Source organism: Polynucleobacter sp. IMCC 30228 (genome assembly GCF_021395205.1).
Taxonomy (GTDB): domain Bacteria; phylum Pseudomonadota; class Gammaproteobacteria; order Burkholderiales; family Burkholderiaceae; genus Polynucleobacter.
This window is the reverse complement of sequence record NZ_JAJVCS010000004.1, coordinates 80,177-97,154: the sequence shown is the minus strand read 5'-3', so window position 1 is coordinate 97,154 and position 16,978 is coordinate 80,177. Positions and strand designations below refer to the sequence as shown.

16 protein-coding genes are annotated in these 16,978 nt (G+C 44.7%); 4 read left to right on the top strand and 12 right to left on the bottom strand.

Features of this window, described 5'->3' with window-relative positions:
• Nucleotides 1–9: 9 nt before the first annotated feature.
• From LZT21_RS08115 to LZT21_RS08065, 11 genes are all read right to left on the bottom strand, one after another.
• Entirely contained in the window at nt 10–1,986 is a 1,977-nt protein-coding gene (locus LZT21_RS08115) for a tetratricopeptide repeat protein (protein ID WP_233990210.1), read from the bottom strand.
• The gene (locus LZT21_RS08110) at nt 1,983–4,289 is read right to left on the bottom strand and encodes a heavy metal translocating P-type ATPase (RefSeq protein WP_233990209.1); all 2,307 of its coding nucleotides are present in this window, start codon (nt 4,287–4,289) and stop codon (nt 1,983–1,985) included. Before LZT21_RS08110 ends, LZT21_RS08115 begins: the two co-directional genes overlap by 4 nt.
• Before the next feature lie 100 nt (nt 4,290–4,389).
• Complete coding sequence (gene soxA, locus LZT21_RS08105) at nt 4,390–5,166, bottom strand: sulfur oxidation c-type cytochrome SoxA (RefSeq protein ID WP_233990207.1); 777 nt, start codon at nt 5,164–5,166, stop codon at nt 4,390–4,392.
• Nucleotides 5,167–5,496, bottom strand: coding sequence for a thiosulfate oxidation carrier complex protein SoxZ (gene soxZ / locus LZT21_RS08100; RefSeq protein ID WP_233924099.1), 330 nt, complete (start codon nt 5,494–5,496; stop codon nt 5,167–5,169).
• Nucleotides 5,493–5,942 (bottom strand): SoxY-related AACIE arm protein, encoded by a 450-nt coding sequence (locus tag LZT21_RS08095; protein WP_233924098.1) that lies wholly within the window; start codon nt 5,940–5,942, stop codon nt 5,493–5,495. The genes soxZ and LZT21_RS08095 overlap by 4 nt, the downstream gene beginning before the upstream one ends.
• The gene (gene soxX / locus LZT21_RS08090) at nt 5,939–6,382 is read right to left on the bottom strand and encodes a sulfur oxidation c-type cytochrome SoxX (RefSeq protein WP_233924097.1); all 444 of its coding nucleotides are present in this window, start codon (nt 6,380–6,382) and stop codon (nt 5,939–5,941) included. Before soxX ends, LZT21_RS08095 begins: the two co-directional genes overlap by 4 nt.
• Before the next feature lie 4 nt (nt 6,383–6,386).
• Nucleotides 6,387–8,579 carry a molybdopterin cofactor-binding domain-containing protein gene (locus LZT21_RS08085; protein ID WP_233937238.1) on the bottom strand — a complete coding sequence of 731 codons (2,193 nt, stop codon included), beginning with the start codon at nt 8,577–8,579 and terminating at the stop codon, nt 6,387–6,389.
• Between the two features lie 11 nt (nt 8,580–8,590).
• A complete protein-coding gene (locus LZT21_RS08080; protein WP_370634816.1) occupies nt 8,591–9,037 on the bottom strand; it encodes a (2Fe-2S)-binding protein in 447 nt (148 codons plus the stop codon).
• A gap of 47 nt (nt 9,038–9,084) precedes the next feature.
• Entirely contained in the window at nt 9,085–9,513 is a 429-nt protein-coding gene (locus tag LZT21_RS08075) for a CHRD domain-containing protein (protein ID WP_233937236.1), read from the bottom strand.
• Between the two features lie 85 nt (nt 9,514–9,598).
• Nucleotides 9,599–10,690 (bottom strand): hypothetical protein, encoded by a 1,092-nt coding sequence (locus tag LZT21_RS08070; RefSeq protein WP_233990205.1) that lies wholly within the window; start codon nt 10,688–10,690, stop codon nt 9,599–9,601.
• A 39-nt stretch (nt 10,691–10,729) separates the two neighbouring features.
• Nucleotides 10,730–11,029: a hypothetical protein gene (locus tag LZT21_RS08065; protein WP_233990203.1), complete on the bottom strand. Its 300-nt coding sequence runs from the start codon at nt 11,027–11,029 to the stop codon at nt 10,730–10,732.
• A 467-nt stretch (nt 11,030–11,496) separates the two neighbouring features.
• On the opposite strand from LZT21_RS08065, the gene LZT21_RS08060 reads away from it, so the two are divergent.
• The 4 genes from LZT21_RS08060 to LZT21_RS08045 all read left to right on the top strand — a co-directional run bounded on the left by LZT21_RS08060 (nt 11,497) and on the right by LZT21_RS08045 (nt 15,999).
• Nucleotides 11,497–12,489: a tripartite tricarboxylate transporter substrate binding protein gene (locus LZT21_RS08060; protein WP_233990201.1), complete on the top strand. Its 993-nt coding sequence runs from the start codon at nt 11,497–11,499 to the stop codon at nt 12,487–12,489.
• 2 nt (nt 12,490–12,491) lie between these two features.
• Complete coding sequence (locus LZT21_RS08055) at nt 12,492–14,189, top strand: thiamine pyrophosphate-binding protein (RefSeq protein ID WP_233990200.1); 1,698 nt, start codon at nt 12,492–12,494, stop codon at nt 14,187–14,189.
• Nucleotides 14,190–14,265: 76 nt separating this feature from the next.
• Nucleotides 14,266–14,877: an AraC family ligand binding domain-containing protein gene (locus tag LZT21_RS08050; protein WP_233990198.1), complete on the top strand. Its 612-nt coding sequence runs from the start codon at nt 14,266–14,268 to the stop codon at nt 14,875–14,877.
• 12 nt (nt 14,878–14,889) lie between these two features.
• Nucleotides 14,890–15,999, top strand: coding sequence for a hypothetical protein (locus LZT21_RS08045; protein ID WP_233990197.1), 1,110 nt, complete (start codon nt 14,890–14,892; stop codon nt 15,997–15,999).
• Between the two features lie 8 nt (nt 16,000–16,007).
• On the opposite strand, the gene LZT21_RS08040 is transcribed toward LZT21_RS08045, so the two are convergent.
• The gene (locus tag LZT21_RS08040; protein ID WP_233990195.1) at nt 16,008–16,976 is read right to left on the bottom strand and encodes a tripartite tricarboxylate transporter substrate binding protein; all 969 of its coding nucleotides are present in this window, start codon (nt 16,974–16,976) and stop codon (nt 16,008–16,010) included.
• Nucleotides 16,977–16,978: the final 2 nt, after the last annotated feature.

The following is a 16,978-nucleotide window of genomic DNA, read 5'->3' as shown; positions in this document are numbered from 1 at the left end:
GCATTCGCCCTAGGGTAAATGCTGAATATGATCTATTGGTAAATCATCCCAATAGCGCTCCATCATTTGTTGGTAGGCGGCCTCAATCTGCTGTGCAAATAAGGGGGTATTAAATAATGGCGCACTTAAACGTTGCTCGGCTAATTTCTCCCTCAGTTGCTGCAGTCTAGCGGAATCATTTGCTAAGGCAATCGCTAGAGACTCATATTCTTCGGTATTCGTGGTAATTAACTCTGGCAAGCCAATTGCCTTGAGCAAACTAGCCGCCACCCTACTAGCAAAAGCGGCATTCACACAAGTTAACACGGGTAGCCCAGCCCAGAGTGCATCACTCGCCGTAGTATGGGCGTTGTAGGGCAAGGTATCCAAGAATAAATCAGCGGCCTGATGGCGCGCCAAGTGCTCGGCTAAGCTTAGGCGTGGAGCAAATATTAAGCGCTCAGGTTTAATATTTCTTTTAATTGCCTCTAAGCGCAAATTTTGCGCTATAAAACGATTGTCCTCTAAGAGCCATAAAACGCTGCCCTCTACCTGCCCCAAAATACGCATCCAAGAATCAAATATGGGTGGATTGATTTTGTAATTATTATTAAAACAACAGAAAACAAAGCCCTGTTCGGGTAACCCTAACTCAGGGCGCGAAGCTTTTTTTTCTGCAATCTGTTTTTTATTGTCGTTAGCTTGATATGAAAAAGGGAGATAGGCAATTTTTTCTGAATAATATTGCCGACAATCTTCAGGAATTAAGGTGTGATCAGCAATAATGTAATCGATATAGTCAGCGCCCATGGTGCCTGGATAACCCAGGTAATTTACCTGAATTGGCGCCGCCCGATAAGCCAATAAACCAGGACGACTATCCTGCACTAAGCCCATTAAATCGACCGCAATATCGATTTCCATTTCGCGTGACAGTTTTGCTACCTCAAGGTCACTCAGGCCTTGAATATCAACTAATTGATCTAGGGCTTGATTAATCCGCTGAAAAACTTCAGCATTATTATCTTGGCCAAACGAAAAAGCAATGACTTCAAATTGCGCTTTATCATGATTTTCAAATAAACCAGAGATCAGTTGAGTAACCGCATGGTTACGAAAATCTGCCGAATAATAGCCAAGCCGAATTTTTTTATTGCGCTTACGTTTAACAATTGCTGGTAGTGCTAACTCGGCTTTAGCTCTTTTTTGCGTATATTGTTTTGCCACAGCAAGCTGTAACTCAGGATCACTAGAGATGGCGAGTACGCCAAATGGGGTGATCGCCTTTTCGCCAACACTGAGCTTATTGAGAATGGCCGCTAAAGCAGCATCATAGCCAATCCATTTACCCATACTCATTTTGAGATTAAATGGCATCGCATATAAATAGTCGTAGTTGGGTTTTATGGCTACCGCTTTTTCATAAGCAATGAAGGCCTTATCTTCGTAGTGGAGTTGGGTAAATAAAATCGCCGTATTAAGCCAAGCTTCAAAATAATCAGGTTTAAGACTAATGGCCCGCCCATACGCATTGAGTGCAGCTTCGTTACGCCCTAAGGCTTTAAGTGCCAGCCCTTGGTTAAACCAAGCTGCAGCATTAGTATCTTGGATAGCTAAGGCTTTTTGATAGCAGCTGAGGGCCTCCTCATAATTACTTAGCTTAAATAAACTAATACCAAAATTAAGCCATGCCGCAGGATTAAAGGGAGTTAATTGCGTGGCTAACTCATGGTGGGCTAAAGCGGCATGCTCTTGATCAGACTCAGACAAAGCTTTTGCCAAATTAAATTGTAGCCCTGCATCTTGTGGATCAATCTGGGCCGCTTGTTGTAAGAAGTTGGCTGCAGCATGATGCTGACCTTGGCTAGCCTTAACTAAACCATAAATCTGTAAAGCCGATAAATGCTTAGGCTCAGCATGTAATGCCTCATCTAAAGCAAGTTCGCAAGCGGTAAAATTACCAGCCTCAAATGCGGTAATGGCTTGCTTTAATAAATCATCAATCATTTCAGGCGCAGTGCATTCGTGATGACTGAAACAGAGCTAAAACTCATTGCTACTGCTGCAATCATCGGCGATAACAAAAGTCCAATAAATGGGTACAACACACCTGCTGCAATAGGTACACCTAAGGCGTTATAAACCATTGCAAAAGCTAAATTTTGTTTCATATTACGCACGGTTGCCCGCGAGATTAAAAATGCTTGCGCAATGCCGCGTAAATCACCCTTCACTAAGGTAATTTGGGCGTTGTTAATGGCCACGTCAGTACCCGTACCCATGGCAATGCCAATATTGGCTTTGGCTAAGGCAGGCGCATCATTAATACCATCACCGGCCATTGCTACAATCCGACCAGTTTTTTGTAGACGTTCCACTAGCGCTAATTTATCAGCCGGCTTTACGTTGCCATAGACTTCACTAATACCCAGTCTTGCGCCAATGGCTGCGGCGGCCAGCTGATGATCTCCAGAGGCCATCACAATCTTGATACCGAGACCTTGCAGGCTAGCAAGGGCCTCTGCCGAGCTTGCTTTAATAGGATCAGATAGTACGATAGCGCCGGCAAACTGTTGGTCGACCCCTAAATACATTACTGTCGCACCCTGCGCCAACGCCTCTTGAATTGCTGAAGATTGAGCAAGGCTTATCTGATTTGCTTCCATTAACTCAACATTACCAATTGCCAGCCAGCGACCATTGATAAGACCCTTCACGCCCATCCCAGGTACAGCTTCAAAATGCTCAACCCGATCTAATCCTAAATTTTTCTCAACAGCAGCCGCCACAATACTGGCAGCAAGGGGATGTTCACTACTGTGATCGACACTCGCAGCCATTTGTAAAATTTCTTGCTCACTATAGTTTCCAACAGAAATAATACGCTCTACTTGTGGACGGCCTTCAGTGAGCGTGCCGGTTTTATCAACGATTAAAGTATTCACTTTACAAAGATTTTCAATCGCTGCCGCATCACGAAAGAGTATGCCTTGCGATGCCGCTTTACCGCTTGCAACCATAATCGACATGGGTGTTGCCAAGCCTAGCGCACAGGGGCAGGCAATGATTAATACCGACACTGCATTAATTAAACCGAAGACCCAACTGGGTTGGGGACCAAATAAACCCCAGGCAAAAAAACTAAGTAAGGCAATGCTCACCACTGAGAGCACAAAATAGTTTGAGACTACATCAGCCATCTTTTGCATTGGGGCTTTAGAGCGCTGGGCTTGGGCTACCATTTGTACGATCTGCGCCAACATCGTCTCAGAACCAATGCGTTCAGCACGAATCACTAGGGTGCCATTCGTATTCAAGGTAGCGCCAATGACTTTACCGCCGGCTTTACGGCTAACCGGTACAGGCTCACCAGTAATCATGGCTTCATCAATATAACTCGCACCTTCTACCACCACACCATCAACCGGTATTTTCTCTCCTGGCCGTACCCGAATTAAATCGCCCAGCTGTATCACCTCTAAGGGCACATCTTCTTCCTTGCCATCAATACCGATGCGCCGTGCGGTCTTAGGGCTTAGGCCTAATAAAGAACGGATTGCTGCGGAAGTTTGTGAACGTGCACGCAGCTCCATCAACTGCCCCACTAAAGTTAAAGAAATAATGACGGCCGCTGCCTCAAAATACACTGAGACCCGTCCCATAGAAGTAAAGGAACTCGGAAAAAAATTCGGTACGAGGGTTGCAACCACACTGTAAATATAGGCAGAACCGGTACCCATGCCAATGAGCGTGAACATATTGGGGCTCCGATTTTGAATCGAAACCCAAGCTTGCACAAAGAAAGGCCAGCCAGCCCACAAAACAACTGGCGTAGCTAAGGCAAACTCAAGCCAACTCGCACTCGCCATCGAGACTAAATGCAGCGACTCATTAAACATCGCCAGAATAAAAACGCTGATCGTTAGAGGTAAAGTCCACCAAAAACGACGTCGATATGAAATTAACTCAGGATTTTCGCCTTCGTCGAGACTGGGCATCTCTGGCTCTAAAGCCATGCCACACAAGGGGCAACTACCAGGGTGGTCTTGGCGAATTTCAGGATGCATCGGGCAGGTGTAAATCGCTCCGGGTTTTACAGGTTCAGGCTCTTTAGGGGCCGGATGTAAGTAGGACTCCGGGTCAGCACTAAATTTGGTGCGGCATTTGGCGCCGCAAAAATAATATTGATGGTGCTGGTATTCAAAATGATGTACTGACTGCTCAGTAACATTCATATTGCAAACTGGGTCTTTTAACTGAGGATGGTCAGGGGAATTCGGCTGACTAGAGACTTGATGTGTATGGTCCATCCTCTAATTCTAGTGCCAAACCACCACCATCAGCCTCTAAGCAAAATTCGCTACTATTGCATCAAGCAAAAAGATGATGGAGCGCTATAGAGAATCATCATTAAGGCCTAACTCCTGGGGCTTCAAGCGGCATGCCATTGGCGCGCATCATTAAAAATAGCTCCAGCTCAGTTAACTCTTTCGAGCCATACGCATAAGGCTCGGCCCGTACTCCGCTCATGCAATTACGTAAACGCCGCTGTAATGAACCCACGCTTTGCCACTCAATTCGATAGATGGGATAAGCAGTAGGATGAGCCTGAGGTATTGGAATACCGGCTAACTTTTCACCGGCCCGCTCTTCATGGCATTGCTTACAAGATAAATTCAGCTGGCCAATACGTTGATTAAATTGGCGCTTACCAGCATCAAGGTAAGGCTGTGTTGCTGGATTAGCCTTAATTTGAATTGGCATGCCTTTCGACTGCACTGAAATATAGGCTAACAAAGATAAGAGTTCTTTGCTTTCATAAGGAAGCGGTTTAACTTTTTGTTTTTCAGCACGACACTGGTTAATGCGACCCTCTAAATTTGTTAACTTGCCATCCACTAACTGTGGGTAACGGGTAGCCACTCCCCGCATTGATTTTGCTGCATCACCATGACAACTTGCACACGCTTGATTAGAGCTCCCAAGCTTTTCTTGCCAAGCACTTTGGCCATCTAAGATGGCAAAAGTTGCTGGATTCAGGTTGGGGTCATCCTGCATCGCCTTATTTTCAGCTGACATTAACTGATAACTAGATTGCCGTGGATCGGCAGCAGATAACTTAATAGCGTGAAATAGTATGAACTGTAGGCCTACCAGAACTACTACTCGGAAATGAAAGGGACTCACTTAAGTTACGGAAATTTGACTTTGATTGGTAGCCAAATAGCCGTCGTCACCCGCCCAAGAAAATTGTAAAATTCCACTAGTCGTTGCAATGACCGTAAATATCAGTAATGGATTAGCCCCAACAGCTGGAAAAAAATCAGCCTTAAAGACTTCGGCGCCATTATATTGACACGTAAAAACCCGAATAATATCCCGCGGTATCAACTTACCCTGCTCGGTATGCCTAAAACCCGTCTCCATATCGTGCTGCACAATTGCTTTGATCTCGATAATTTCACCTTTACGCGCCATCTTTGGCATAGTAATTAGGGTGCGCGAAGTTTTACTCATATAAATCCCTCAGAGCAAGCAGAGCTAGTAACCAGCGTATCAGCATACGTCTGATAAAAACTACCATCACTCATTTGCGCAATCGCCCAAACCCGCTGGGTATCAGCCAAACGAATACGGGTAGTGAAGTTCGCAGTTCCAGATAGAGGAGTGAAATATGCACTAATGATATTAGGCAAAGGATTTTTTCCAGCTACCAAATGAATTGCTTTAACATAATCATTCGCAGTCATTGGGCTATCGACACGAATTTTAATGACTACTAAATTGCCATTTTCAATTAAGCTGGCTAATTCTAATTGCACCCTGCCTTCTTTGGCTGTATTAGCACCAATAATGCTATTGATTGCTGCGGACGCTTCTTCTGGAGTTGCATGCGCTTGCTGTACTGGAATTAAACCTACTATTCCTAAAGCCTTAAGTAACTTTCGGCGCTGATTTTTCATTGCTTTAGACTCGCTAAAAAACTGATTACATCTTCAATTTCTTGGGCACTCAAAATAGTCTTTCCAGTGAACTGTGGCGCAACTCGGTTTAAATGATTGACACGAAAATAGGCGGGCATGATGGTATTTGGATTGAAACGACTTGCATCGACCAAACGCGCGCGTAATTGAGGTGATGATAAACGCGCACTACTGACCAGCAAATCGGGGGCCAAATTACCCTGAAAACGCTCCTCAGGAAATGGCCCACTATGGCACAAAAGACAAAGTCCAGTTTGGCGACTTGCCACTACAGCGCGACCGCGCATGACGTTGCCCGCTTCTTGAGTCAGCGGTTCGGGGATAGCATCGCCAGAATAGCTTTGGGAAAAAACTGGTAGTGGATATAAAAGCGGCAGCGCTAGAAATAAACTGATGACTAGCGCAGACCGCATGGGCATAGAATTAAACCAACTTAACGCCACTATTCTTCAGGGGAATCGTCCGATAGCGTTTACCAGTCGCCCGATAAATGGCATTTAATACTGCTGGTGCTGCCACCGCAATAGTGGGTTCACCAATACCGCCCCACTCTGGTCCGCCCCCTTCAAGAATGATCGTTTCTACCTTAGGCATTTGGGCTAAACGTAGAGAATTAAAGGTATCAAAATTCGTTTGCTCAATGCGCCCATTCTTGACCGTACATTCCTCTAAAAAGAGTGCTGATAAGCCATACACAAATGAACCAGAAACTTGACGACGAATTTGTGCGGGATTTACGGCATAACCACAATCGGTTGCAGCCACTATACGGTGAATTTTTACTTCATTGTTTTTATTCACGGATAACTCACAGGCTGCTGCAACGAAACTGCCAAAAGCCTTCATTTGAGCAATACCGCGGTGTACTCCAGCAGGAGCTGGTTTTGTCCAGCCAATACCTTCAGCGGCAGCATTCAGCACAGCTAAATTTCGTGGGTATTTGTCCATATACTTACGGCGAAACTCGACAGCATCAACGCCGGCAATCTCGGCCATTTCATCCATAAAACATTCCATGAAAATAGCGTTTTGATTGACATTGACCCCGCGCCAAAAACCTGGCGGCACATGGGTATTGCGCATCACATGGTCAATATGGTAATCGGGAAAGTGGTAACCGAAAGCATGTTCACCAGTATTAAATACACCCTGAAAAGTAAGGGGGTCCATCCCTTTATTGGCAGCTACAATTGCCGGCCGCACTGCATGCAAAATTGACTGCCCACATAAGCGCATATGAAATGAGGTGAGATTTTTCTTATCATCAAAAGAAGCGCTCATTTTTGCCATCATCACGGGGTGATAACGTCCTTGGGTCATATCCTCTTCGCGAGTCCAAATTAATTTAATTGGCACGCCAGGCATTTGCTTGGCTATATTCACCACCTGAGTGGTGTAATCCTGAAATGCACCACGGCGTCCAAAACCGCCACCTAAATTAATCTTGGTGACGTTGCACTTTTCCCCTGGCAAACCCGAAGCAGCAATCACCGCGGCAAGCGATGCCTCGCCATCTTGGGTTGGTACCCAAGCTTCGCAACTATCGGTCGTCCAGACTGCAGTTGCATTCTGGGGCTCCATCGTGGCGTGATTTAAAAAGGGATAAAAGAAAATCGATTGATGGGTTTTAGCGGAACCAGCCATGGCTTTTTTCATGTCGCCATTGGTGTTGCCAGTAAAGGCTTCGTCAGCATTTAAGCCATCTTCAAGCATCTTTTTAATAGTCGCGCTGGAATTATTGGCATTAGGGCCCTCATCCCACACAATCGGCAACTTATCAAGTGCGGTTTTAGCTATCCAAAAGGTATCTGCCACGACAGCTACTGCTGAGTCGCCAACTTGTACTACTTTCTTCACGCCTTTAATGCCAGTCACTTTACTAGCATCAAAACTTTTTACTTTGCCACCAAATACGGGGCATTCTTTAATATTGGCAATCAACATGCCTGGCATTTTTAAATCAATAGCATAAATCTGCTTGCCAGTTACCTTACCAATCGTGTCATCAATTCGATCTACTGGCTTACCAATGAGCTTCCAATCTTTAGGATTTTTTAAGATAATTTCAGTTGGCACGGGTAATTTTGCGGCTGCTACTGAGACTTTGCCAAATGTTGTTTTACGCCCTGTAGGAGTATGCGTAATCACGCCATTACTTGCCACACACTCCCCTACTGGCACACCCCAATCACTTGCTGCAGCTTGTATTAACATCATGCGCGCCGCAGCGCCGCCTTTACGAACATAGTCTTGAGAAGTACGAATACCACGACTACCACCAGTACCAAAATCGCCCCAAACACGCTTACGTTTGACGTTTTCAGCGGGGCTCGGATATTCATAGCCCACCATTTTCCAATCACACTCCAGCTCTTCAGCAACCATTTGGGCCAAACCTGTGATCGTCCCCTGCCCCATCTCAGAGCGAGCAACGCGGACAATCACGCGCTCATCGGGCTGAATTACGACCCACACACCAATTTCTGGCGCACTTAGGGCAGCATCAGCCTCACATAAACCAAACGGAATTTCAAACCCTAGGGTTAGGCCAGTGCCAACTGCCGCAGTTTGAACAATAAATTTTCTACGCGCTGGGCTTTGTATTGTTGTATTCATTAATCAGCCCCTTAAGCTTTAGCAACAGCATGAATTGCAGTACGTACTTCTTGGAAGGTGCCGCACCGACAAATATTCGTGATAGCAGCGTCAATTTGAGCATCAGTTGGTTTCGGATTTTTACGCAACAATGCCGTAGTGGCCATGACCATGCCCGACTGGCAATACCCACATTGAGGAACTTGATTGTCAACCCAGGCTTGCTGAATTTTGCTGAGCTGGCCATTCTTTTCTAAGCTTTCAATGGTTTCTATTTTTTTACCAGCAGCAGCACTGACCGGTAACATGCAACTCCGCAAAGCCTGCCCTTCAAACAAAATAGTGCAAGACCCACACTGGCCAATACCACAGCCATATTTTGTCCCAGTAAGGTCGAGTTGTTCACGCAGAACCCAAAGTAAAGGCGTACTAGGATCAACGTCCACACTCATTTTTTTACCATTAACATTTAATGTAATCACACTATTTCCTTTTTTTAGGCTTTATTTATTTCTTTTGATATTCTTTATTTAGCTACAGTGACCTGTCCACGTATTTCACCGCCTGGGTTTTCTTTGGTGTGAATATTGATGTACCACATGCCGGCTAATAAATTTTTTGCCTGATCAGCAGTAATCGTAGCCTTCCCCTTAATTGGACTTTCTACACTACCTTGAAAGGGAACTACTACACCTGCATTCGCTCCTACTGCGGCTGGACCATGAAAGTGGCCCATCGTAGCAGGACCAGAAAGACCTGAATAAGTTACCGTCCAAGACAATTCGTTGTTATCTTTATTGAACATCACGGTTGCCGCGCCTTTGCCCGCAGTCTTGACGGGAGGTACTGTTTGCGCACCACTGAGATCTGCAGTCATTTTTACTTCATTTGCTGCAAAAGCGGAACCTGCAAAAAGTAACGTGCAAATAACGAGAATTTTAGAAATCATTTTCATAGTAAGTCCTTAAATAAATTGATACTCAATCATAGCTACATTTAGGGAAAAATGTCTGCTGAACTCTTGAGTAATATTGAAGAAATTATTGCAATGCAACAAGCGCCTGCTTCACGCATTTTTCAATCTTGGCATAGCCCTGCTCATTTGGATGGGGATCATTGAGATGGAAATCAGCAGTCCCTAACCCACATTGTGAAAACCCATCGACCCACTTTCCACCCTGCTGCTGAATGTGCTCACGAGCCAATAGACCTAAATCATCAGGCTGGTTGCCTGCCAGAATCTCATCCTTAGTGGGTAAGTGAATAAAAATCATACCGTCGCCGTATTTTTTTGTCAGTTGCTCAATCACTTCTGGGCTTTTGCTACGAAAATGAATTTGGAAATTCTGTTTAGTAAATTCCCAAGCATGATGCACCGAGGATAAATAGCGCCTGATCCATTTTTCGGATTGCCGCGCATCTTTAATCGCATATTCCTGAGTACGAAAATCTTGCATTTTTTGCAAAAAGGACTTCAATTCCTGGTCTGGGGAAATGGGAAAATATCCCTCATCGCCCACGCAATTTTCAATCTTGCTTAAACAGGCAATCACCTTAGCGGGAAAATTCCAAACCGTCCTGCGATAATCATCAGAAATAAAAATGACCGCGACTTTTTTGACCTTTACACCTGTTTTAATCAGGTGGTCATGCAATAAGCCCCATTGCTCAAACCCCGTGCCTAAAAGGCCGCCATTAATCAGTTGCAGTCCATTTGGCTTGGTGTGTACTAATCGCTCAAACCAAGGGCTTGCCCCCTGTCCTTCAGTAAAGGAATCGCCTAATAACAATAAGCTATCTTTATTAAGGTCAATATCTTGACCTTGCACTAAGCCTAAATTATTAGTTTTAAATTCATAGCCATATTCTTTGCTTAAATTATTGTTAACGTCATAAAATGCTTCAGCACGAATTGTTGAGTTGGGTTTATAGGTAAAGATAGTGTCTAAGTTTTGAAAGGCGCTACCACCGCTAGATGAACCAAACAACATGTAGCGATTGCTTTTGCCTGAATTCGTACTAACACGGTCGCTATAAATGGTGCGATATGCTAATTCCACCGTACCCAGAGCAATAGCAAGAGAGATTGCTATGAGTACTATGGGTTGAGCTTGGACAGCAAAATATCGCATTGCGGAATTCTATCCGCGTTTGATAAAAAATGCTGAGAGCTATTTGGTATTTAGCGTCAGCGTTGTTTCACCTACGACGTTATCACCCTGCATCGTTTGTACTTTAACTTGCAGTGACTGCAAGCCTTCAGGGGCTTTATCTGCTGAGAAAGTTTTGGTGTCAGGATTAAATTTAAGCCACCCAGGCATGGGAGATCCATCGGCCATCACTGCTGTAACGACCGTTCCCGCTCCAGCAGTTGAGACAGTGCCTGTTTCGGTGGGCCGCGCAATTAAGGCATCGGGCACTTTAAAGTTAAACCCATTGGTAGGTGTTGTGTTAACCACTATCGTCGGCACGCCATTTTCGATAATCTGAATTTTTACATTTACATAACCCACTGTATTGGGATAAACCAAAACAAGACGATAGCTCGTCGAGAAAATTGCTGATTATTCCAGTTGGCATATAAAATGACGAGCGCTATGTTAGCAGCAACATAAGCAACATTAGCGATAGTTAATAAAAATCGATTGATCCAAGGCGCTAAAGCGAAACACAAACAACAAAGTGTATAAAGCGCAATGCTAATTAGTAGGTTGTAATTAGTTAATTCATTTACTAAAATTAAATTGCCACAAATAACTTAATAGGAAAGTTAAGGAGAGCAGAGCAAAAACTAGAAAGAAAATTTGATCGGCTATTTCCATTTGTAAATTATAGGTTTTTGCTGTATGGCGTGTCTCATGAAGGAATGGGATTTCAGTTCAATATAGCGCATACTAATGCCTCGTCTCCCTTTAACTACCTTTCAGGGCTTTATTTCATGACCTATTTATCTCTATTCTTGCCTTCATTTAGCTTACTCAGCCGATTTTCAATTTTTGCTAGCACCTTATTGATAGTCTGCGCCGCCTATGCCCAAGTTGATAAACCTTTGGTCTTGGTGGTGCCATTCCCCCCTGGTGGTAGCACTGATATTACCGCACGTACGATTCAAACTAAATTATCCGAGCGGATTGGCAAACCAGTAGTGATTGAAAATCGCGCAGGAGCTGCTAGCCAAATTGCGACCCAACATGTGGCCCGCTCACCCGCTGATGGTAATACGCTATTAGTTAGTTTTGATAATCATGCGATTAATCCCATTGTTAAGCCTAAATTACCTTATGACACCTTTAAAGATTTTGTTGGGGTGAGTTTATTGGTGCGCTTTCCATTGGTCATTGCAGCTAACCCATCAGTACCAGCAAATAATTTAGCGGGTTTTATTGAAGCGGCTAGAAAAAAACCAGGTGCATATAGTTATGCCTCAACTGGAGTTGGCTCATTAAATCAATTGGCCATGGAAGATATCAAACGGAAATTTGGTATTTTTGTTTTACATGTTCCTTATGGCGGCGGTGGACCAGCTATTCAAGCTGTAGTCAGTAATACTGCTAGCCTTACTTTACTTAGTTATGCAGCTCTGAAGGGGCAAATACAGGCGGACAAGTTAAAGCCCTTGGCCGTCACTGGTTCGCGCAGATTACCTGAGTTACCCCAAACGCCTACCGTTGCTGAATCAGGCTACCCTAATTTTGAAGCCTACTCCTGGATTGGTATTTTTGCCCCTGCTGACACTTCACCAGCGATTCTAAAAAAACTGACGGCTGATTTTCAAGCAGTTTTAAATGACCCTGAAATTAAAGCCAAATTAACTCAAGGTGGTTTTGACGTCTTGGCATCGGATGGGCCGAGTTTAGATCGCTACACTAAAACGGAATTTGACCGTTGGGGCCAATTTGTTAAAACAACCCAGTTAAAACTGGATGACTAATTATGGCCAATCAATTAACGGGCGCTGAAGCCCTAGTAAGAATGCTTGAGGCCTATCAGGTCAAACATATTTTTGGCTTATGTGGAGATACGTCGTTACCTTTTTACGATGCCTTGCAGCGGCTTGATCATGGTATGGCACATATACTCACACGCGATGAACGTAGTGCTGGGTATATGGCTGACGCCTATGCCCGGGTAACAGGTAAAGTAGGTGTCTGTGAAGGGCCCAGCGGTGGCGGAGCAACCTATCTACTCCCAGCCTTACTTGAAGCCAATGAATCATCAATTCCCATTTTGGGGATTACCTCTGATGTACCGGTTACTTCGCGCGGTAAATACCCACTGACAGAACTCAACCAGCAAGCGCTTTATCAGCCACTAACAAAATGGAATGCCACCATCGACTTAGCAGAACAAATTCCCTCGGTCGTACGTAATGCCTTTCGTGCGATGACAACAGGTCGACCTGGGGCAGCTCATATTTGTTTACCGCATGATGTACAAAAACATCCTGTTTCAGTTAGCGATATTTGGGCACAAACAGAAAACAGTATTTATCCGGCACAACGTTTTGTAGCCAATGCAAGCGATCTTGAGCGGGCCGCTGAACTGATCCTCCAAGCACAATATCCTGTCATCATTTGCGGCGGCGGAGTAATTAATTCTGGCGCTGAAGCAATTTTGCAAAGCCTTGTTGAGCTTCTCAATATTCCTCTTTGTACTACCGTCAGTGGTCAAGGTAGCTTAGCGGGTACGCACCCCCTCAATGCTGGTGTGGTTGGTGCCAATGGTGGCGTGATGGCTACACGCGCTGTAGTCAGTGCTGCTGATTTAGTTTTTTTTATCTCTTGCCGAGCAGGCTCCACCACCACCGAAAATTGGCGCTTCCCCAATAAAAATACAACCATCATTCACCTAGATGTTGATCCTGAAACTATTGGCGCTAACTACCCTACTGCTGTTGGTTTGGTAGGTGATGCTAAATTAACTCTAGAACAGTTGTTTGTATCTATTCAAGCTAACCTCTCTAGTCGGCGCCAAAGCTGTGTCGATGGTAAGGCGGTTGTCAGCAAAGCCAAAGAAGAAAAAATGCTACCTTTTTTAAAATTGGCTAGCGCTAAAGAAACTCCAATTCTTCCAGAGCGTATTGTGCATACCTTAAATCGCTTATTACCCAGCGATGCTATTGTGTGCGCTGACCCAGGCACACCTTGCCCCTACTTTTCCGCTTATTTTCAAGCTGATGTGGCTGGCCGTCATTTCATTACCAACCGTGCGCAAGGGGCGCTTGGTTTTGCCATGTCCGCTGCCATTGGTGCAGTCATTGGTCGACCGAATGCAAAATGCGTTGCGGTAATGGGTGATGGTAGTTTTGGTTTTACTGTTGGTGAATTAGAAACTATTACTCGCTATAAACTGCCCTTGCTGATGATTGTCATTTCTAATTCAGTATATGGATGGATTAAAGCAAGTCAAAAATCAGGCTATGACCAGCGCTACTTTTCGGTCGATTTCAATCGCACTGATCACGCTAAAGTTGCTGCAGCCTATGGCATTAAATCCTGGCGGGTAGAGGACCCACTCAAATTAGAGGCCGTCATGAAAGAGGCCATTGCTAGTGATGAACCAACGCTTATCGACATCATTTCCCAACCCTTACAAGACGCGCAAGCGCCAGTTAGTCAATGGATGGGTTAGCCCTAATAGGCGAAAATCAATAAAGCTGTTCATAATTAATAAAAACGGCACTAAGCCGTTCATTTAGGGGACAAGCATGAAATTGATTATTAGCTTTTTGGCTATTATTGGAATTAGCAGTATTGCTCTAGCGCAGCCTAAGGTCAACCCAACTGATCCACAGCCAACTTGCTATATGTGTCCTGGTACTTATATTCCAGTTGCTGAGTTAGATGCTTACACAAAAAAAGCACTTGCTGAAAAGCATATTGATCAACAAGTACGCGATATTAATATCGGTAAAGCTAATGTCGGAATTGGCATGGTCTACAGGGGCAAACTAGATAAACCAGCTCCCGACTCTGTGGCCGAGCATGATCAAATTAGTGAGGTCTATCACATCATCTCCGGCTCGGGAACTTTAGTACTTGGTCCCGATATTACGAATCGCCAGCGCCGCCCGGCTACCCAAAAAACCGTAGTTGAGTTTAACGGTCCCGGCAATAATGGCACTGAAATTCTGAATGGTGAAGCCCATAACCTGAAGGCAGGTGATGTTGTTGTCATTCCAGCTGGTACTGGGCATTGGTTTACTAAAATTGATGATCACATTAATTACCTGATGATCCGCTTTGACCCTGATAAAGTCACGCCACTGAAAAGCGCTGCACAATCAAAAGAGTATTTATCCAAACCTGCTTCACGTTAAAGAAAAATAATCATGTTTAATGCAATGCGTAATTATTTCTTGGTATTGTTGCTGGGCCTCCTCACTACTTCATTGGTGCAGGCGCAAAGTACAGGGCGAGTTGAGGGAGCGGCTAAAGGCCCACGTTACCAAGTTGATCCCTATTGGCCCAAGCCCCTACCTAACAATTGGATTTTGGGACAAGTAGCCGGTATAGCAACCGATAAAAATGATCATATTTGGCTTATTCATCGGCCACGCACGACAACCGAGGATGAACGTGGTGCAACTCTAGATCCAAAGCGCTCTAAATGTTGTGTGCCTGCTCCTCCTGTTTTGGAATTTGATAAAAAGGGGAACTTAATTCAAGCCTGGGGTGGTGCGGGAGCTGGCTATGATTGGCCAAAAAATGAACATGGAATTTATATTGACCCCACAGGGAACGTCTGGATTGGTGGTAATGATGCCAGCGACCATATGCTGCTCAAATTTACCTCGACTGGCAAATTTTTACTGCAAATTGGCTCGCCAGGAAAAAGTTTAGGCAGCAATCATCCAACTCAATTAGGCCGCCCTGCGCATATGAACCTTGATCCGGTCGCTAATGAATTATATATTGCAGATGGCTACCTCAATCAACGCATTATTGTGGTCGATGCCAATACGGGGGAATATAAGCGCCATTGGGGTGCCTATGGAAATGTGCCGACCGATGAAAAAATACCAAACTTTAATCCTAAATCACCCCAATTTGCTAACCCAGTGCACTGCGTTCGCTTAATGAAAGATAACACGGTATTTGTTTGTGATCGCGCCAATAATCGGATACAAGTATTTGAAAAGAACGGTAAATTTATTCGTGAAATGGCTTTTGATACCGATACACGGGGATCTGGATCAGTCTGGGATTTAATACCTTCTGATGCGAGTCAGAAATATATTTTAATTGCTGATGGCACGAACAATGAAGTATCGATTGTGGTGCGTGAGACTGGTGAAAAATTAGGCTCATTTGGTCGCAGCGGTCGTAATGCTGGTGACTTCCATTGGGTGCATAACATCGCAGTCGACTCAGATGGCAGCGTTTACACCTCAGAGGTTGATACGGGTAAGCGGGCCCAACGTTTTACAGCAGTGAAATAGTCTATCGGCTATTCCACCTTGGCACCAGATAGCCTCACTACCTCAGCTAGTGCTGGCGCTTCTGCTGTTAAGGTGGCCTGAAACTGGGCTGGTGATTTCGATAAGACCAAATCCATTCCCTGTGAGGCTAACTTTTGTTTAACGCCAGCTTGGGTCATACCTTTAGCGACCGCTGCAAACATTTTATTCACGATGATTGCAGGCGTGCCAGCGGGAAAATAAAGGCCATAAGAAAACGTGGAGTTATATCCCATTAAACCGCTCTCCTCCGCACTTGGAATTCCTGGAATTGCTGCTGAGGGTTTGGCTGAAGTTAACGACAATGGCCTTAAGGTGCCATTTTTGATAAAACCCATTACTGTAGGTGGCGTTGCAATCATCACTTGTGTATTGCCCGCAATGGTGGAAACTGCTGCCGGACTACCGCCTTTAAATTGAATAGTAGTGAACTTCACTTGCGTAACACCCTCAAACAAAGCAGTGGCTAAATGGGGTGTGGAACCATTGCCCGACGAAGCATTAAAAATAATCCCCGGATTTGCTTTGCCAAATTTAATTAAGTCTTGTAAATTCTTATAAGGCTCATTGGGGTTAACGCAAATAATCATAGAGCCACTAGCAAGATTAGTCACGGGAATAAAATCGGTCTGTTGATCCAAGGCCATTTTGGGAAAAAGCGCTTTAATTTGCGCATGCGGCCCTGACATCGAAATCGTATAGCCATCGGGCGCCGCTTTGGCTACTAAATCGGCTGCGATCGCACCTCCGACTCCCGGTCTATTCTCAACATTGACGGGCACACCAATTTCTTTAGAAATTTGATCGGCGCTAATTCGCGCAACAAAATCAGCTGCGCCACCTGGGGGATAGCCAATGACTAATTTAATTGGCCGCTCAGGATAAACACCTTGGGCCATGACCGCAGTGTTGTACACAAGAAAACCCATAATCAAGGCAAAACTTAGCTTTCTTAACATTA